General features: G+C 53.3%; 18 protein-coding genes. 10 read left to right on the top strand and 8 right to left on the bottom strand.

The window, feature by feature from the left end:
- Nucleotides 1-91 precede the first annotated feature (91 nt).
- The 4 genes from ABLW18_RS00800 to ABLW18_RS00785 form a co-directional block, all read right to left on the bottom strand.
- Entirely contained in the window at nt 92-661 is a 570-nt protein-coding gene (locus ABLW18_RS00800) for a LysE family transporter (RefSeq protein ID WP_347823001.1), read from the bottom strand.
- A gap of 32 nt (nt 662-693) precedes the next feature.
- Nucleotides 694-1,392, bottom strand: a complete 699-nt coding sequence (locus ABLW18_RS00795) for a DUF502 domain-containing protein (protein ID WP_347823000.1) — start codon at nt 1,390-1,392, stop codon at nt 694-696.
- A gap of 74 nt (nt 1,393-1,466) precedes the next feature.
- Nucleotides 1,467-2,393: a pseudouridine-5'-phosphate glycosidase gene (locus ABLW18_RS00790; protein ID WP_347823237.1), complete on the bottom strand. Its 927-nt coding sequence runs from the start codon at nt 2,391-2,393 to the stop codon at nt 1,467-1,469.
- The gene (locus ABLW18_RS00785; protein WP_347822999.1) at nt 2,394-3,287 is read right to left on the bottom strand and encodes a PfkB family carbohydrate kinase; all 894 of its coding nucleotides are present in this window, start codon (nt 3,285-3,287) and stop codon (nt 2,394-2,396) included.
- Nucleotides 3,288-3,547: 260 nt separating this feature from the next.
- Between ABLW18_RS00785 and ABLW18_RS00780 the strand changes: the two genes are divergently transcribed.
- The 3 genes from ABLW18_RS00780 to tsf all read left to right on the top strand — a co-directional run bounded on the left by ABLW18_RS00780 (nt 3,548) and on the right by tsf (nt 5,778).
- A complete protein-coding gene (locus ABLW18_RS00780) occupies nt 3,548-3,754 on the top strand; it encodes a cold-shock protein (RefSeq protein WP_044049894.1) in 207 nt (68 codons plus the stop codon).
- A 283-nt stretch (nt 3,755-4,037) separates the two neighbouring features.
- The gene (gene rpsB, locus ABLW18_RS00775) at nt 4,038-4,829 is read left to right on the top strand and encodes a 30S ribosomal protein S2 (RefSeq protein ID WP_347822998.1); all 792 of its coding nucleotides are present in this window, start codon (nt 4,038-4,040) and stop codon (nt 4,827-4,829) included.
- Between the two features lie 73 nt (nt 4,830-4,902).
- Nucleotides 4,903-5,778: a translation elongation factor Ts gene (gene tsf, locus ABLW18_RS00770; RefSeq protein ID WP_347822997.1), complete on the top strand. Its 876-nt coding sequence runs from the start codon at nt 4,903-4,905 to the stop codon at nt 5,776-5,778.
- A gap of 220 nt (nt 5,779-5,998) precedes the next feature.
- Here tsf and ABLW18_RS00765 read toward each other — a convergent pair whose 3' ends face one another.
- Genes ABLW18_RS00765 through ABLW18_RS00755 form a run of 3 tightly spaced genes read right to left on the bottom strand, consistent with a single transcriptional unit; the run spans nt 5,999 to nt 8,049 of the window.
- The gene (locus ABLW18_RS00765) at nt 5,999-6,532 is read right to left on the bottom strand and encodes a gamma carbonic anhydrase family protein (RefSeq protein WP_347822996.1); all 534 of its coding nucleotides are present in this window, start codon (nt 6,530-6,532) and stop codon (nt 5,999-6,001) included.
- Nucleotides 6,522-7,178 (bottom strand): guanylate kinase, encoded by a 657-nt coding sequence (gmk, locus tag ABLW18_RS00760; protein WP_347822995.1) that lies wholly within the window; start codon nt 7,176-7,178, stop codon nt 6,522-6,524. The genes ABLW18_RS00765 and gmk overlap by 11 nt, the downstream gene beginning before the upstream one ends.
- The gene (locus ABLW18_RS00755) at nt 7,168-8,049 is read right to left on the bottom strand and encodes a YicC/YloC family endoribonuclease (protein WP_347822994.1); all 882 of its coding nucleotides are present in this window, start codon (nt 8,047-8,049) and stop codon (nt 7,168-7,170) included. The genes gmk and ABLW18_RS00755 overlap by 11 nt, the downstream gene beginning before the upstream one ends.
- A gap of 164 nt (nt 8,050-8,213) precedes the next feature.
- Here ABLW18_RS00755 and ABLW18_RS00750 point away from each other — a divergent pair, with 164 nt between their 5' ends.
- The gene (locus ABLW18_RS00750; protein WP_347822993.1) at nt 8,214-8,831 is read left to right on the top strand and encodes a PAS domain-containing protein; all 618 of its coding nucleotides are present in this window, start codon (nt 8,214-8,216) and stop codon (nt 8,829-8,831) included.
- 2 nt (nt 8,832-8,833) lie between these two features.
- Here the strand turns inward: ABLW18_RS00750 and ABLW18_RS00745 are convergent, their stop codons facing one another.
- Nucleotides 8,834-10,204, bottom strand: a complete 1,371-nt coding sequence (locus tag ABLW18_RS00745; RefSeq protein WP_347822992.1) for a 3-deoxy-7-phosphoheptulonate synthase class II — start codon at nt 10,202-10,204, stop codon at nt 8,834-8,836.
- A gap of 171 nt (nt 10,205-10,375) precedes the next feature.
- Between ABLW18_RS00745 and ABLW18_RS00740 the strand changes: the two genes are divergently transcribed.
- From ABLW18_RS00740 to ABLW18_RS00715, 6 genes are all read left to right on the top strand, one after another.
- A complete protein-coding gene (locus ABLW18_RS00740) occupies nt 10,376-11,380 on the top strand; it encodes a GlxA family transcriptional regulator (RefSeq protein ID WP_347822991.1) in 1,005 nt (334 codons plus the stop codon).
- 131 nt (nt 11,381-11,511) lie between these two features.
- Nucleotides 11,512-12,693, top strand: coding sequence for an ABC transporter substrate-binding protein (locus ABLW18_RS00735; protein WP_347822990.1), 1,182 nt, complete (start codon nt 11,512-11,514; stop codon nt 12,691-12,693).
- A 75-nt stretch (nt 12,694-12,768) separates the two neighbouring features.
- Nucleotides 12,769-13,548 (top strand): ABC transporter ATP-binding protein, encoded by a 780-nt coding sequence (locus tag ABLW18_RS00730; RefSeq protein WP_347822989.1) that lies wholly within the window; start codon nt 12,769-12,771, stop codon nt 13,546-13,548.
- A complete protein-coding gene (locus tag ABLW18_RS00725; protein ID WP_347822988.1) occupies nt 13,545-14,258 on the top strand; it encodes an ABC transporter ATP-binding protein in 714 nt (237 codons plus the stop codon). Before ABLW18_RS00730 ends, ABLW18_RS00725 begins: the two co-directional genes overlap by 4 nt.
- Before the next feature lie 3 nt (nt 14,259-14,261).
- Nucleotides 14,262-15,275, top strand: coding sequence for a branched-chain amino acid ABC transporter permease (locus ABLW18_RS00720; RefSeq protein ID WP_347822987.1), 1,014 nt, complete (start codon nt 14,262-14,264; stop codon nt 15,273-15,275).
- The gene (locus ABLW18_RS00715) at nt 15,272-16,606 is read left to right on the top strand and encodes a branched-chain amino acid ABC transporter permease (RefSeq protein ID WP_347822986.1); all 1,335 of its coding nucleotides are present in this window, start codon (nt 15,272-15,274) and stop codon (nt 16,604-16,606) included. Before ABLW18_RS00720 ends, ABLW18_RS00715 begins: the two co-directional genes overlap by 4 nt.
- Nucleotides 16,607-16,626: the final 20 nt, after the last annotated feature.

Here is a 16,626-nt window from a genome sequence, read left to right as displayed (position 1 = left end):
ATAGGTTTCTTGCCTGTATGAAACCTGCCTCAATAACTTAACGCCAGCTTCGTGCTGGCGTTTTTTTTGCCCACTGGCACGATGGCCCGGCTCAAGAGCTCAGCAACACTGCTGCGATCGCCCACATAGTTAGGCCAACCAAAATATCCAGCACCCGCCAGGCCGTGCTGGATCCCATAATCGGCGCCAAGAGTCTGGCCCCGAATCCCAAGGCGCAGAAAAACACCAATGAGCCGACGCTGGCACCGATCGCATAGGCATACCGCAGGCTGTCTGCGTCGTATTGTGCGGATACAGCACCGATGAGACCTATTGTGTCGAGATAGACATGCGGATTTAGAAAGGTGAAACCGGCCAGTGTGATCAGGGTCTTTTTAAGACTCTGCCGTCCTTCGCCAAGCTCCAAACAATAGTCCCCAAGATAGGCCGCGCGGAAACGCAGGACGCCGTAGGCGCCCAAAAACAATGCGCCACCCCATGTCATAAGATGGGCGATACCCGGTGCCAGTTGCGCCACAATCGCAAAGCCAACCACCCCGGTCCAAATGAGGAGCGCATCGCTTGCAGCGGCAAAGAGGCAAAGAGGCAAAACATGCCGACGGAGAATACCCTGACGCAGGATAAATACATTTTGAGCACCCACCGCCAGAATCAGCGACATCAGAGTGATGAAACCAGTGAAAAAAGCCTGTGTCATTCAGTGGTTGGCGCGGCGTCTTCCGGATAGACCAGCCCCGCCGATATAACCAGCTTTGCGGCATCCTCGACAGACATCTGCAGTTCCTTGATATCCTTGCTTGGGACAAACAAAAGAAAACCAGAGGTTGGATTGGGCGTTGTCGGCACGAAAACCGAGACCAATTGATCGCCATCAGGCGCGTGGTTGGCAATTTCGCCGCGGGCCGTGGTGGCGACGAAGCCGATTACCCAGATCCCCTTGCGTGGATATTCAATTAAACACGCGCGATCGAAGCTGCTATTTTTTTGGTTAAAGACTGTTTCTGCGATTTGCTTGACGCCGCTGTAGATCGTGCGCACCACGGGCATGTGCCGGACCAAACCTTCGGCCCAGCGCAGCAAAGACCTACCTACGAAGCCTTTGCCGAGCCAGCCCACGAAGAAGGTGAACAACAAAAAGACAATAAGACCAAATCCGCGAATATCATACTGGTCGCTCAGGTGAATATTGAAAAGTGTTTGGATATAGCGATCGGGTTGATAGCTGTCGGGAACAATCGCCCAAACCCGCGCGTCGATCCAGCCCACGACCGACCAAATCAACCAAGCCGTGAGCCCAATAGGCGCGATAATCACCAGCCCGGTAAAAAAATTTGAGCGCATTGCGCCCATCCAACCTTGACGTCTCTGTCTGTGATCCGGTGGCGTTTCCATGGATTGTCCTATGTTCCTGTCGCCCGTGGTTTAGCCAGCACACTCTTGTGTTACAAGATTTTTTGCGTGCCGCTTCATGATTTTGGCAACTCCCAGCACGATTTGGCGATCTGAGCGGCCAGCCGTGCATTATTTTTCACCAAAGCAACATTGGTTTGCAGAGATTTTCCCTCGGTCAGCTCAAAAATGCGGTTGAGCAAAAACGGCGTAACCGCTTTGGCACTGATGCGCTGCGCGTGGGCCTCGTGCAGGGCTAACTCTATCATCGGGCCTATCTCTTCAGCGCTAATTTCATCGCTCTTGGAAACTGGATTGGCAATCAATTGACCGCCACTCAGGCCCAAGGCTTGGCGCGTTCTGAAGCTGGCTGCAATCTGCTGAGGTGTATCGCAGTGCAGCGGGGCAGGGATATCACTTTGTTGCGACCAAAAGGCCGGCATGACATCTTGACCGTAGGCGATCACAGGAACCCCATAGGTTTCGAGGACTTCCATGGTTTTGGGGATATCTAAAATGGCTTTGGCCCCGGCGGCCACGACGATAGTATCGGTGAGCGCCAATTCGCGCAGATCTGCCGAAATGTCAAAGGTGAGCTCTGCGCCGCGGTGCACCCCACCAATGCCTCCAGTTGCGAACACCTCAATGCCAGCCGCCTGCGCTGCAATCATCGTGGCGGCCACCGTGGTGGCGCCGCTTTTGCCCTGTGCCATAACAAAGGCCATATCTGCGCGCGATACTTTGGCGACATCGCGCGCCTGTGCCAAATCTGTCAATTGCTCCGGATCCAGCCCGATATGCAGCGAACCGTTCAGGACTGCGATGGTTGCCGGAACGGCGCCTGCGTCTCGCACCTCTTGCTCAACCGCCCGTGCCACTTCCAAGTTTTGCGGATAGGGCATGCCATGGGTGATGATCGTGCTCTCCAGCGCCACCACCGGCTTGGAAAATCCAGCATCGGTCCGAATAGCCTCAATCTCGGCGCTATAGGTCAGTTGCATAATCTATCCCTCTGATTTTCCTAAAACATAGGCTGCGGCTGCATTTGAGGCGGCTTGCAGCGCCTGCAGTGCACCTGCACCGCGCAGCTCTGCGGCGATATGTGCGGCCATAAATGTGTCGCCTGCACCTGTGACACGGCTGGCCAAAACAGCAGGCGGCAGGGCCAGAACGCAGCCGTCGCCATCGGCCTTAGCGGCGGCTTTAGGGCCATGGGTCACAACTGCGCGATTGGCACCACGCGCCACCAATGCCGAGGCCGCTTCGGCCGCGTCGCTGAAGTCACGCCCCAAAATCAACTCCGATTCTTCAACATTGACATAAAGCGTTGCGCCCGGGTGCCCAAGCAGCGGCAACAATCGCTCCGCCTTGCCCGGAGAGGCCGGCGCGATCCGCAAATCGGCTCGGGCAAACAGCGGGGAAGCGGCGATCTGCGCCAAAAGCCCCACGGTCAGATTGCCATCAAGTGCAATCAAGCCATGAAATGGCTGCTCAGCCCGTCCCAGACGTCCGTCAGCCAGCGGCCGCAATATCTTGTCTCCCGCCGCTTCAAGTGAATGGGCATCCGCAATCGCCGCAATTAGGCCGTTGCTGCCCTCAATGGCCATATAGCGGTCGGTCGGTAGGTCTTGGGAGCGGTAGAGATACTCGGTATTGAGCCCCAGAACTTCTGCGGCCGCAATCAATTCCTGCCCATCAAGATCTTGTCCAACCACGGACAAAAGTGCCGGATGCAGATCAAATCGCTTTAAAGTCATCGCAATATTCATGGCGACACCGCCCGGCAACCGCGTAATACGGCCCGGCACATCGGACCCGGCTTGCATGGCACGGGTTGAGCGGCCAATGACATCCCACAGCACCGAACCGATGCACAATATATCTGGACTCTGCGTCATATGGGTTTGTGGCAAACTGATCTATGAGAGACAAGTTCTTTTGCGCATTCGGGCGCAGCAGGCCTCGCTTTTCGTGGTTTAACAAATGTGCCAAGCAGGGGCGTGAGTAAGAGCTTGCTATTTTGTTAAAAATATCCTAAAGAACCCATGCGACGTTACATCTATCGGCATAACTGCTCCTTACGGCTCAGTCTTTCGATCTAGCACTGACTTAGCCACACTGCTGCATTCCGCGGGCAGATCAAACAAGGAGAACGACGATGGCTACTGGCACCGTCAAATGGTTTAACACTTCAAAAGGCTTCGGCTTTATCGCTCCCGATGGCGGCTCTAAAGATGTATTTGTACACATCTCTGCTGTTGAGCGCGCAGGCTTGACTGGCTTGAATGATGACCAAAAAGTAACATTCGATATCGAACCTGGCCGTGACGGCCGCGAAAGCGCGACAAACATCGCTTTGGCTTAAGGGCCGGCATCCGATTGGGAGCCGATATCTTTGAAATTTATAAAGGGCGTGCCGAAAAATGGCGCGCCCTTTTTGCTTTTTTACCCTCAAAGGCCACAAATCGCGCAAAACACGGCTGAATATGCTTAATTTACGCCGCTTTTCGCTTGCCAAGGGGCAGGGGGGCAATTAAAGCAGCCCTACTTCGCAGGTGGGGTTTGGGCCTTTGAGGGAGAAATCCTCAAAAGTCCGCCGGTTGAGAGCAATCTCTGACATCCCCGCCGAGGCATAAACCGGAAAGGAAATGGCAATGGCCGCAGATTTCACAATGCGTCAGCTCTTGGAAGCTGGGGTGCACTTTGGGCACCAAACACAACGCTGGAACCCACGTATGGGTCAATTTATCTATGGGGAGCGTAACGGCATCCACATCATGGATCTGACACAGACCGTTCCAATGCTCGATGCAGCTTTGAAAGCCATTCAAGACACCGTCGCAAAAGGCGGCCGTATCTTGTTTGTTGGCACAAAGCGTCAAGCACAAAACCCAGTTGCAGAAGCCGCTGAGAAATGTGCGCAATACTACATGAATCACCGTTGGCTTGGTGGCACGCTGACCAACTGGCAAACCGTATCCAAATCCATCAGCCGTCTGAAAGACATTGATGAGAAAATGGAAACGGGTTTTGCCGGTTTGACCAAAAAAGAGCGTTTGGGCATGGAACGTGACCAAGCTAAATTGCAAGCCTCTTTGGGCGGCATTCGTGAAATGGGCGGTGTTCCTGATCTGTTGTTCGTCATCGACGTGAACAAAGAAGATCTGGCCATTGCAGAGGCGAAAAAGCTGGGCATTCCAGTGGTGGCTGTTGTGGATACAAACTGCCCACCCGATGGCATTGACTACGTCATTCCCGGCAATGACGACGCGGCACGTGCAATTGCACTTTACTGCGATCTCGCCGCGCGCGCAGCCTTGGAAGGCATGTCCGCACAGCTCGGCGCCGCTGGCGTTGATCTCGGCTCTATGGAAGAGGCTGTCGCGGAAGAGACTCTTGTTGAAGCCGCCGCAGAAGACGCTCCAGCCGCTGAGGCTTAAGCCCAGATTGGAAGTTTACATCGGTTGCTGGAAACCGCAGCCGAGATTCTCTTATAGGAAAAGGAACACGATTATGGCGATTACTGCTGCAATGGTGAAAGAAATGCGCGAGAAATCCGGCGCAGGCATGATGGATGCCAAAAAAGCATTGACCGAAAACGATGGCGATATGGAAGCGGCAATGGATTGGCTGCGCACCAAAGGTCTGGCCAAAGCTGCAAAAAAATCCGGTCGGACTGCGGCTGAGGGACTTGTGGCTGTGGCCGTTCAAGCGGGCAAGGGTGTTGCGGTTGAGGTGAACTCAGAGACTGATTTCGTCGGCAAAAACGCAGATTTCCAAGCGATGGTTGCGAAAATCGCAACAGCTGGCTTATCCGCAGACAGCACAGAAGGCTTGGCTGCGACTGTTGTGGACGGCAAGCCTGTGGCTGATCTGATCACAGATGCGATTGCCACCATTGGCGAAAATATGTCTTTGCGCCGCATGGCGACGGTTTCGGCCGAGACTGTTGTTTCCTATGTGCACAATGCCGCGACAGAGGGTATGGGTAAGATCGGCGTTTTGGTTGGTCTGTCTGGTGACAATGAGGCATTCGGCAAACAGGTGGCTATGCATATCGCCGCGGCCAATCCTGCTGCGCTGAATGAAGCCTCTTTGGATCCGGCCGTTGTGGAAAAAGAAAAGCAAATTCAGATGGATATTGCCCGCGAGAGCGGCAAGCCTGAAGCTGTGATTGACAAGATGATCGTGGGCCGGATGAAAAAATTCATGGCCGAGTCCACGTTGATGGGTCAAGCTTTTGTAGTTAATCCCGATCTGACGGTTGAAGCAGCTGCCAAGGAAGCCGGCGTTGAGGTCACAGGTTTTGTGCGCCTTGAAGTGGGCGAGGGCATTGAGAAGGTGGTGGAAGATTTCGCCGCCGAAGTTGCAAAGACAATGAAGGGTTAATACACCCCGAACCGGCATTTGAAAGGCGTCCCTTGGGACGCCTTTTTGCTTTTAGGGCGATCTGGACAGGCGGGTGATATTACGTTGATCCCGATGCACACAATATTTTGCGGTCATTCTGTGAGGCGAGACGCGTAGATAAGCTTTCTGGCGCATATATAAATTGCATAATCTATATTATGTTAAATATATGCTAAGCGATCAGCAACACTTTACACGATCACACATCAGGAATTGCCGTTAAACCCTTGGCAAAACGCCGCATATTATTTTGATAGCCCACAGCAGAGTCTCGGAGACCTTCGATCTCCGCTTCGGTCAAACTCCGCACGACCTTGCCTGGCGCGCCCACCACCAGAGAATTGTCAGGAATAATTTTGCCTTCGGTGATTAAAGCGCCTGCGCCGATCAAGCAGTTGCGGCCAATCTGAGCGCCGTTCAATACAATGGCGCCCATACCAATCAGACTTTGATCGCCGATCGTACAGCCGTGCAAAATTGCGTTATGCCCAATGGTGCAATTGTGACCGATGCTGAGCGGATAGCCAATATCGGTATGCAGCACAGAATTTTCTTGCACATTTGAACCTGTCCCAAGGTCAATCCACTCATTATCCCCACGCAGCGTCGCGCCAAACCAGACCGAAGCGCCAGCCATAAGGCGCACTTTTCCGATCACATTGGCATCTGGAGCCACCCAGAAATCAGAATTTTTAGGAAATTTTGGAATATTTTCCAATAATTTATAAATCATTGCTCATCTCAAATTCGGTTTGCAACGCACGGACATGTTCGACCAGACCGGGCTGTTGGCTCCGGCGCAGGCGCTCTGTTGTGACAATGGTTTTCAACTTTTCTTCCGTGGCATCGAGATCATCGTTGATCAGGACGTAATCGTAACCAGACCAATGGCTTATCTCATCCCAGCTCTTTTGCATGCGCTTGGCAATGGTTTCTGCGGTGTCTTGTCCCCTACCCTCAAGTCGGCGTTTAAGTTCTGTGATAGAGGGTGGCAGGATGAAAATTGACAGCACATGCTCTTGCAATGCGGAGTTCGAAATCTGCTGCGCGCCTTGCCAATCAATGTCAAATAGGACGTCCTGGCCCTTGGCGATGGCCGCTTCTACAGGCCCTTTGGGCGATCCATAAAACTTGCCGAAAACATGGGCGTGTTCCAGCATTTCACCGTCGCGGACTTGGCGTTTGAAATCCGTTTCATCAACGAAAAAGTAATCTTTTCCGTCCACCTCTCCTTTGCGCATGGCACGGGTTGTTGCTGAAACCGAGAACGCCAGAGAGGTGTCCCAACACATCAGCCGTCTCGCAAGTGTGGATTTACCTGCTCCAGACGGTGATGACAAAATTATTAACAGGCCACGCCGCATTGTTTCACTCCACATTTTGCACTTGCTCGCGCATTTGATCTATCAAGACCTTCATTTCAAGTCCAATGGCCGTCAAAGCCGCTGAGCCTGACTTGGAGCACAGGGTATTGGCCTCACGATTAAACTCTTGCATCAGAAAATCAAATTTCCTTCCAGACGGCAGCTCGGACGACAGCAAGAGTTGCGCCGCTGCCACATGGGCCTGCAGACGGTCAATTTCCTCGGTGACATCACTTTTCACCGCTAAAATAGCCATTTCTTGCGCCAAACGCTCGGGATCAACGTCTTGTTTTAGACGCGCCAAAACAGCCCTGAAATTGTCTTCAAAGTTTTCTGCTCGGCCCGCCAATGTGTCTTGCGCTTGGGTGATTAGCTTTTCTGTCTGCATCAGACTGTCGGTAAGAACTCGATGCAAGGCTGCACCTTCGGCTTTTCGGGTGGTTTGAAATTGCGCAAGCAGCTCTGGCAGATACCCAGACATAACCTGTATGACGTCTTGCTGGGCCGCTTCATTGGCTTCTACATTTACGAATCCATTTTGCGCAGCGATGTCAGACAGGCTCAGTGGTGCAACCGATACGCCTTTTGTCGCGGCACGCTCCGCCAAAACAGCCGCATTGGACAATATTTGCTCCAATCTATCCAGATCTATTTGCCGCTGGCCCTGTTCGATCCCATGGGAAATTTTCAGTGAAAATTGCAATGATCCGCGCGCAACCTGAGATGAGATGGTCTTGCGTGCAATTTGATCAAAACCAGTCAACCACTCAGGCACACGCGTGCGAATGTCCAATCCTTTATTGTTTACACTGCGCAGCTCCATGGACCAGTCATAGGGACCCGACGCGCCACTCATGGAGGCCATGCCCGTCATTGATGTTAACATGCCACCCTCCCAAGTAGACCTATACTGTCTACGTTAAATATTTCTCCAATAAAATGTTAAATTTGACTGAAATTTTTAACGCTCTTTTTACCAAACTGTTGAAAACGTGGTTATCAGAACCTTAACCACAGTCTTGCCGGTGTAACGGTGGGCAATGAGGACGCATGCAGTTATCGATTGATAGGACCATTCTGCCAGAGTTCATCCAACACCGTGTCCAGCGCGCGCTTTATAGCCTGTGGCAAGCCCGGTGTCGGGCGGCTCAAATTCCCCTTTGGCCGTCACTCCCCTGTCACTTGCTCGGCCCCTTCCTATCTGACACCTGTGTTATTGGCCTGTCTGACACGAACCGATGTGTTATTTGCATCGCCAGCGCGGAGGTGACCCAGCTGCTGGGCTACAACAGCCGCGGTCAAACGCTCGACAAGCTTTGCGCTCCAGCCATTAAATTACGGTTCGAACGTCTGGTTTCACAGGTTTTCGCCCGGCAATCCCCTATGAGCGTCACCCTATTATCGCAGAGCTTTTGTCAAGACGCAGTGCTGCCACTCTTGGACCGGTGGAGACAGTGTCGCCGGGCATTGGCAACGCTGGATTTCGCGGGTGGCCAATTTTGCGGCGAGGACCTCCAACACACAGCGCCATTTTTTGAGCTGGAGCCAGTTTATTATGCACGGCGACCGTGCCCGCGCCCCAAAGAACACGAGCCGCTTGTGCTCTGTATGGGAGGCAAAAAGGGCGCACAGAACCCTGCGCGCCCCTATCTTAAATTGGTCAGTTGAACCTAGACGGCCAGACGCGCCGCGCGGGTTTTGTTGGTTTGGCTCAACTCTTCAGCGACCAAAAACGCCAATTCTAACGACTGTGAGGCGTTCAATCGCGGATCACAGGCAGTGTGGTAACGATCTGACAAATTCTCATCCGTCACAGCCCGCACGCCGCCGGTGCATTCGGTCACGTCTTGTCCCGTCATCTCAAAATGCACGCCACCCGGCACAGTGTCTTCCGCCCGATGGATGGCGAAAAATTCTTGTACTTCACGCAATACGCTCTCAAATGGCCGAGTTTTATAACCGGAAGAGGATTTGATGGTGTTGCCATGCATCGCATCACAGGTCCAAACCACATTCGCGCCTTCTTGCTTGACCGTTTCGATCAACCGCGGCAAGTGATCCCCCACAGCGCCGGCACCAAAGCGTGCAATGAGAGTCAAACGCCCTGCTTCATTCTCCGGGTTTAGCTTCTCCATCAGAACCTTGAGGTCTTCCGCTGTTGTTGTCGGGCCACATTTAAGTCCTATCGGATTTTGCACACCCCGGCAGAATTCTACATGGGCGCCATCGGGTTGGCGTGTCCGATCGCCAATCCACACCATATGTCCAGATCCGGCCACATAGGTCCCGCTTGTGCTGTCCAATCGGCATAAAGCCTCTTCATACTCTAGCAAAAGCGCCTCATGGGAGGTGTAAAAATCAACAGAGCTGAGCTCGGCGTTTTTCTCAGAGGTCAGGCCAGCCGCCTCCATGAAGTCCAATGCATCCGAGATACAGTTCGCCATTTCACGATAGGCCGACGCCTTTTGCGATTCGGTAAACCCGAGCGTCCACGAATGTACCTGATGGATATCGGCGTAACCGCCCTTCGAGAACGCGCGCAGAAGGTTCAAAGTTGCCGCCGCCTGCGTATAGGCTTGCAGCATTTTTTGCGGGTTGGGGATGCGCGCCTCAGGCGTGAAGTCCAGGTCGTTGATAATGTCACCACGATAGCTCGGCAATTCGATACCATTCTGGGTTTCGGTGGCCGCAGAACGTGGTTTGGCAAATTGGCCGGCCATCCGCCCAACTTTTACCACAGGCACTTTTGCGCCATAGGTCAATACCATGGCCATCTGCAACATCACTTTAAACGTGTCGCGGATGTTGTCAGCGGAAAACTCTTTAAAGCTTTCAGCGCAATCACCGCCCTGCAGCAAAAACGCTTCACCGCGACTGACCGCGGCCAATTGCTTACGCAGAGCGCGCGCTTCGCCCGCAAAGACCAGCGGAGGATATTGCCGCAACTGCTGTTCAGCCGCAGCCAAGGCTGCTTCATCCGTATAGTCGGGCATCTGAACTCTCGGCTTATTGCGCCAATCAGATTTTTGCCAGCTGGTCATAGGTATGTGCTCCGGTATTGTGTTAGCGTTATCGCAGAGGAGTTTATCGTGATTTTTGTTGATAAACCACCGCAAAATGTGCCTCATAGCAATAGAGTCTTGACCTAGTTTATCATCAAGGTCAAAGGGGGCCGTGTTGCCCAGATCGGGGCACGGTGAAGGGTAACCCGTATGGATATATTTGATCAACTCGAAGGAACGATTGAAGCGCCAGCCAAGCCGCGGCGCTTTGTTTTCGTGCTGCTCGAAGAGTTTACGATGTTGTGCTTTTCCGCAGCGGTCGAATCTTTGCGGATCGCAAATCGCATGTCGGGCCGAGAGCTGTATACTTGGACTTTGATGTCTGAGAATGGCGCCCCCGTACACTGCTCAGCAGGGATCAAATTTGTCGTCCAGGATGAGTTGATTGAGGTGTTGCGCGACGACACCGTCATGGTCTGCGGTGGCGTGAGCATCAAAAGCGCCTCCTCCAAGAAAGTCGTCAATTGGCTGCGCCGCGAGTCGCGTCGTGGGCCCTTGATGGCAGGGCTATGCACCGCGGGTTATACGCTTGCGAAAGCGGGGCTGCTTGATGGAAAACGGGCCACGATCCATTGGGAAAATCAAGACAGTTTTGTTGAGGAGTTTGAGGACGTCGAACTGACAAAATCAGTCTTTGTGGTGGATGGCAATCGTATTACCACTGCTGGCGGCACTTCCTCCATTGATCTTATGCTGAAACTGATTGCGCAGGATCATGGTGAGGATTTGGCCAACTCGGTGGCCGACCAGCTGATCTATTCCTCCATTCGCACCGATCAAGACACGCAGCGACTTTCAATTCCGACGCGCATTGGCGTGCGTCATCCGAAATTAAGCCAAGTCATCCAAAAAATGGAGCTAAATATTGAAGAGCCTATCAGCCCTTCTCTCTTGGCCCGCGATGTTAATATGTCGACCCGGCAGCTTGAGCGTTTGTTTCGTCGCTATCTCAACCGTTCGCCAAAGCGCTATTATATGGAGTTGCGTTTGCAAAAAGCGCGCAATCTGTTGATGCAAACCGATATGTCGGTGATCAATGTTGCTTTGGCCTGCGGCTTTGCCTCGCCCTCACATTTTTCGAAATGCTACCGGGCTCATTATGATACCACCCCTTACCGAGAACGCGGCGCGCAATCGTCGCGCCTGGCGTATTGAGGCAACATTTCGCAGCACGCGCGAGGTAAATTCATCCATAGGATGCAAGAAATGCATGAAGAATCGCTTCCTTTTTGGCAGCAGCCCTTCTATCGTCGAGCACAATAAAAACAACCAAACGGGAGAATGTTATGAGAAAACTGCTGCTGGCCACTACGGCTGTTGCATTATCCGCGGGTGCTGTGTCTGCGGAAGATATTAAAATTGGTGTGATCTTAGGGTTCACCGGTCCAATTGAATCGCTCACCCCACAGATGGGCGCCGCGGCTGAAATGGCCATGGCAGAAGCGACCGCCAGCGGTGCACTGCTTGGCGGCTCAACCGTAACCTCTGTGCGCGGCGACTCGACCTGTATTGATGCGGGCGCAGCGACAGCTGTCGCCGAGCGTTTGATCACCTCCGATGGTGTCAAAGGCATCATGGGCGCCGACTGCTCTGGCGTGACCGGTGCTATTTTGTCCAACGTGGCCTTGGCCAACGGTATGGTGATGATTTCACCATCCGCCACATCCCCTGCCCTGTCCACAGCAGAAGATAATGGTTTGTTCTTCCGCACCGCGCCTTCTGATGCGCGTCAAGGTGTTGTGATGACAGACGTCCTGTTGGAAGCAGGCATCAACTCTGTTGCTGTCACCTATACCAATAACGACTACGGCAAAGGTTTGGCCGACAGCTTCCAAGCAGCATTTGAAGCGGCCGGTGGGACTGTAACAATCAACGCCGCCCATGAAGATGGCAAGGCAGACTACTCTGCTGAGATCGGTGCTTTGGCGGCAGCTGGTGGCGACCGTTTGGTCGTGGCAGGTTATGTCGATCAAGGTGGCTCCGGTATCGTCCGTGCTGCTTTGGATTCAGGCGCCTTTGACACATTCCACTTCCCAGACGGCATGATTTCCGCAAAATTGGTTGAGAATTTCGGTTCTGACCTCGATGGCTCCAGCGGTCAGGTGCCCGGCACAGACAGCGCGGGCGCCGGTATCTTCGCAGCAATGGCTGGCGATGACTTTGATGGCACATCGCCATTCGCAGCAGAATCATATGACGCAACGGCTTTGATTATGTTGGCCATGCAAGCTGCCGGCTCCTCGGATCCAGCAGCGTATAAGGAAAAAGTCATGGAAGTGGCAAACGCGCCTGGTTTGAAAATTGAACCAGGTCAGCTTGGCATGGCCCTGCAGGCCGTTGCCGCAGGCATCGACATTGACTACGTGGGCGCAACAGCAGTTGAGCTAATCGGTGGCGGCGAGTCAGCTGGTAACTACCGTCAGGTTGGCTATGAGGGCGGTGCTGAAATCACTGTTAAATACCGCTAAATACAGCCCCATGATTAACAACAGCCCCGTTTCATAGCGGGGCTGTTTGCATGAAATGACTATTGGAGACTTGGCATGATCAAGGTTGAAAACTTGCATCGCCATTTTGGCGGGTTTCGCGCCGTAGATGGAGCGTCACTGGAAATACGTGAGGGCTCTATCACTGGTTTGGTCGGCCCAAATGGTGCTGGCAAAACCACCTTATTCAACGTGATCGCAGGTGTTTTGCCGCCCACATCCGGCCGGGTTACAATGGCGGGCGACGATATTTCCGGCATGGCTCCGCATGAATTGTTTCACAAAGGGCTGCTGCGCACCTTCCAAATCGCCCATGAATTTAGCTCTATGACAGTCCGCGAGAACCTGATGATGGTGCCCGGCGGTCAATCTGGAGAAACCCTTTGGAACACGTGGTTTGGACGCAAGCGCATCGCGAATGAGGAGCGCGCGCTGCAAGCGAAGGCCGATGAGGTTTTGGAATTTTTGACCGTGGATCATCTGCGTGATGAGAAAGCTGGTAACCTCTCTGGAGGTCAGAAAAAACTACTTGAGCTGGGCCGCACCATGATGGTGGATGCGCGTATTGTGTTTCTTGATGAAGTTGGCGCGGGGGTCAATCGCACGCTCCTCAACACCATTGGCGATGCTATTATGCGGCTCAACAAAGAGCGGGGCTACACGTTTTGCATGATTGAGCATGACATGGCTTTCATTGGCCGCTTATGCGACCCCGTTATTGTCATGGCAGAGGGCAAGGTGCTGGCTGAGGGTACAATTGACGAGATCAAAGCCAATGAGCAGGTGATTGAAGCTTATCTTGGCACCGGACTGAAAAATAAAGGCGCAGCAGAATGACCGAACCCTTCTTAATCGGCGAGTCCATGACCGGCGGCTATGGCCGGGGCGCTGATATCTTGCATGAGTGCACCATTGCAGTGAACCCCGGTGAGATTGCCGTGATCGTGGGTCCTAACGGCGCCGGAAAATCCACTGCGATGAAAGCAGTTTTTGGCATGCTTAACCTTCAAAAGGGGTCTGTGCGTTTGGATGGTGAGGACATCACCGATCTGACGCCGCAAGACCGTGTGGCCAAGGGCATGGCCTTTGTGCCTCAAACATCTAATATTTTTACTTCCCTGACGGTTGAGGAGAATTTGGAAATGGGGGCCTTCCTGCGCCGCGATGATATTCGCGTCACGATGGAGCAGATTTTTGATCTCTTTCCCATTCTGCGCGACAAACGCAAACAGGCGGCCGGCGAGCTGTCTGGCGGGCAACGCCAGCAGGTCGCCGTTGGCCGGGCTTTGATGACGCAACCCAAAGTTCTGATGCTGGATGAACCCACAGCTGGCGTGTCACCTATTGTTATGGATGAGCTGTTTGACCGGATCATCGAAGTTGCCCGCACAGGTATCTCGATCTTAATGGTTGAGCAGAATGCCCGCCAGGCGCTGGAGGTCGCAGATCGTGGCTATGTGCTCGTGCAAGGCACAAATCGTTTCACCGACACAGGCGCGGCACTTTTGGCCGACCCAGATGTGCGCAAATCATTCTTGGGGGGCTAGTCGATGGTTGATCTTTTAAATGCACTGGTCGTGCTGTCCAATTATGTTCTGATCCCAGCCCTCGCCTACGGGAGTCAATTGGCCCTCGGCGCGCTGGGTGTGACATTGATTTATGGCATCTTACGGTTTTCAAATTTTGCCCATGGGGACACGATGGCTTTTGGCGCTATGGTGACGATTCTCGTGACCTGGCTGTTTCAAGGCTGGGGAATCTCTCTGGGGCCGCTGCCAACAGCGCTTTTGGCCATTCCCTTTGGCATCGCCGCCACTGCCGCTTTGTTGCTCACCACAGACCGGCTGGTCTATCGGTTCTACAGACAACGAAAAGCGGCGCCGGTGATCTTGGTCATCGTCTCCATGGGCGTGATGTTTGTGATGAACGGTTTGGTGCGTTTTATCATTGGGCCAAACGATCAAAGGTTCTCCGACGGTGAACGATTTATCATATCGGCGCGGGAATTTAAAAAATTCACCGGCCTTTCAGAGGGCTTGGCTTTTAAAACAACCCAAGGAATCACCATCGTCACGGCCATAATTGTGGTCATCGTATTGTTTTGGTTTCTCAACAGGACCCGCACGGGCAAATCCATGCGCGCCTTCTCGGACAATGAAGATTTGGCACTGCTCTCCGGCATCAACCCTGACCGAGTGGTAACTGTGACATGGCTCATCGTTGCCGGTCTGGCCGCAACAGCCGGCGCGCTTTATGGATTAGATAAATCTTTTAAGCCCTTCATCTACTTGCAACTTCTGTTGCCAATTTTTGCTGCGGCTGTGGTGGGAGGCTTGGGAAATCCGCTGGGAGCTATTGCGGGCGGCTTTGTTATTGCTTTCTCAGAGGTTCTGATCACTTACCCGCTTAAAAAGGTTCTGGGCTACCTTCTGCCGGATCGTTTCGAGCCCGACACGTTGGTCCAGATACTCTCTACCGATTACAAGTTTGCTGTGAGTTTTACCATCTTGATCATAGTATTGCTGTTCCGTCCGACCGGATTGTTTAAGGGGAAATCCGTATGACCATCAATTATAAAAATATCGGTCTGTTCTTTTTGGTGGCCTGCCTTATCCTCGGCACGGGTTTTGTTCAAAGCTGGAACACGGCGCTGTTCATCCTCAATATGGGATTGGTGTCTGCGATCATGGCGCTGGGGGTTAACTTACAATGGGGATTTGCCGGCCTGTTTAATGTTGGCATCATGGGGTTTGTGGCGCTCGGCGGTCTTGCGGCGGTTTTGATCTCAATGCCCCCGACAACCGAGGCCTGGGCCGCCGGCGGTCTGCATGTCATTTTAGGCTTGATCCTGGGCGCCGCCACTGTGACCGGGGCAATCTTGGCGCAAATTCGGATGGCAGCAGGACGCGCGAGAACCTTAACAACCATCGCTATTTTGATTGGCGGCTTTTTCATCTTTCGCGCGGTCTTTGACGGCGGTGTAGCGGCCGTCGAATCTGTTGATGCAGCAGGTACGGGCTATCTTGGTGGGTTGAATTTTGGCGGCGCGAACTACAAAGATTGGGGCTTCATGGCGTTGATCTCCTGGCCCGTCGGCGGCTTGTTGGCGGCGGGTGTCGCCTGGTTGATTGGCAAGACCGCTCTAAGCCTGCGTTCAGATTATCTCGCGATTGCCACGCTTGGGATCTCGGAAATCATCATTGCTGTGATGAAAAACGAAGATTGGCTGTCGCGCGGTGTGAAGAATGTGATCGGCCTGCCCCGCCCGGTGCCCTATGAGATTGAGCTGCAAGAAAGCGCGCGTTTTATTGAACGCACCACAGCACTTGGGCTTGATACGGTCACCACCTCTTCGATTGTTGTGAAGCTCGGATACGCGGGGCTGTTTTCGATTGTTTTGGTGATTATTCTCATTCTCGCACAGCTCGCCCTCGCCAGCCCTTGGGGCCGGATGATGCGGGCCATTCGTGACAATGAGGATGCCGCTGAAGCGATGGGAAAAAATGTAACGTCGCGGCATCTGCAAATATTCATCTTAGGTTCCGCGATTTGCGGTGTGGCCGGCGCGATGATGACCACGCTCGACAGCCAGTTGACCCCCTCCTCCTACCAACCGCTCCGCTTCACCTTTTTGGTTTGGGTGATGGTCATTGTGGGGGGATCCGGCAATAATTTCGGATCGGTCTTAGGCGGGTTTTTAATCTTTTTCCTATGGGTGCAAGTCGAACCTATGGGCGCAATATTAATGCAGATCCTGACCGCAGGCATGGCAGAGGACAATGGCTTGCGCCTGCATCTGCTCGACTCCGTCGCCCATATGCGGCTCTTAACCATGGGACTTATATTGATCTTGGTGCTCCGATTTGCGCCGAAGGGCTTGATCCCTGAAAAGTAGCTCTTTCCTTTCGCCGCGCC

Source organism: uncultured Planktomarina sp., from assembly GCA_943788425.1.
In the GTDB taxonomy this organism is placed as follows: Bacteria; Pseudomonadota; Alphaproteobacteria; order Rhodobacterales; family Rhodobacteraceae; genus Planktomarina.
Note: the sequence above shows the minus strand (reverse complement) of the source record. Positions and strands in the feature narration are given on the sequence as shown.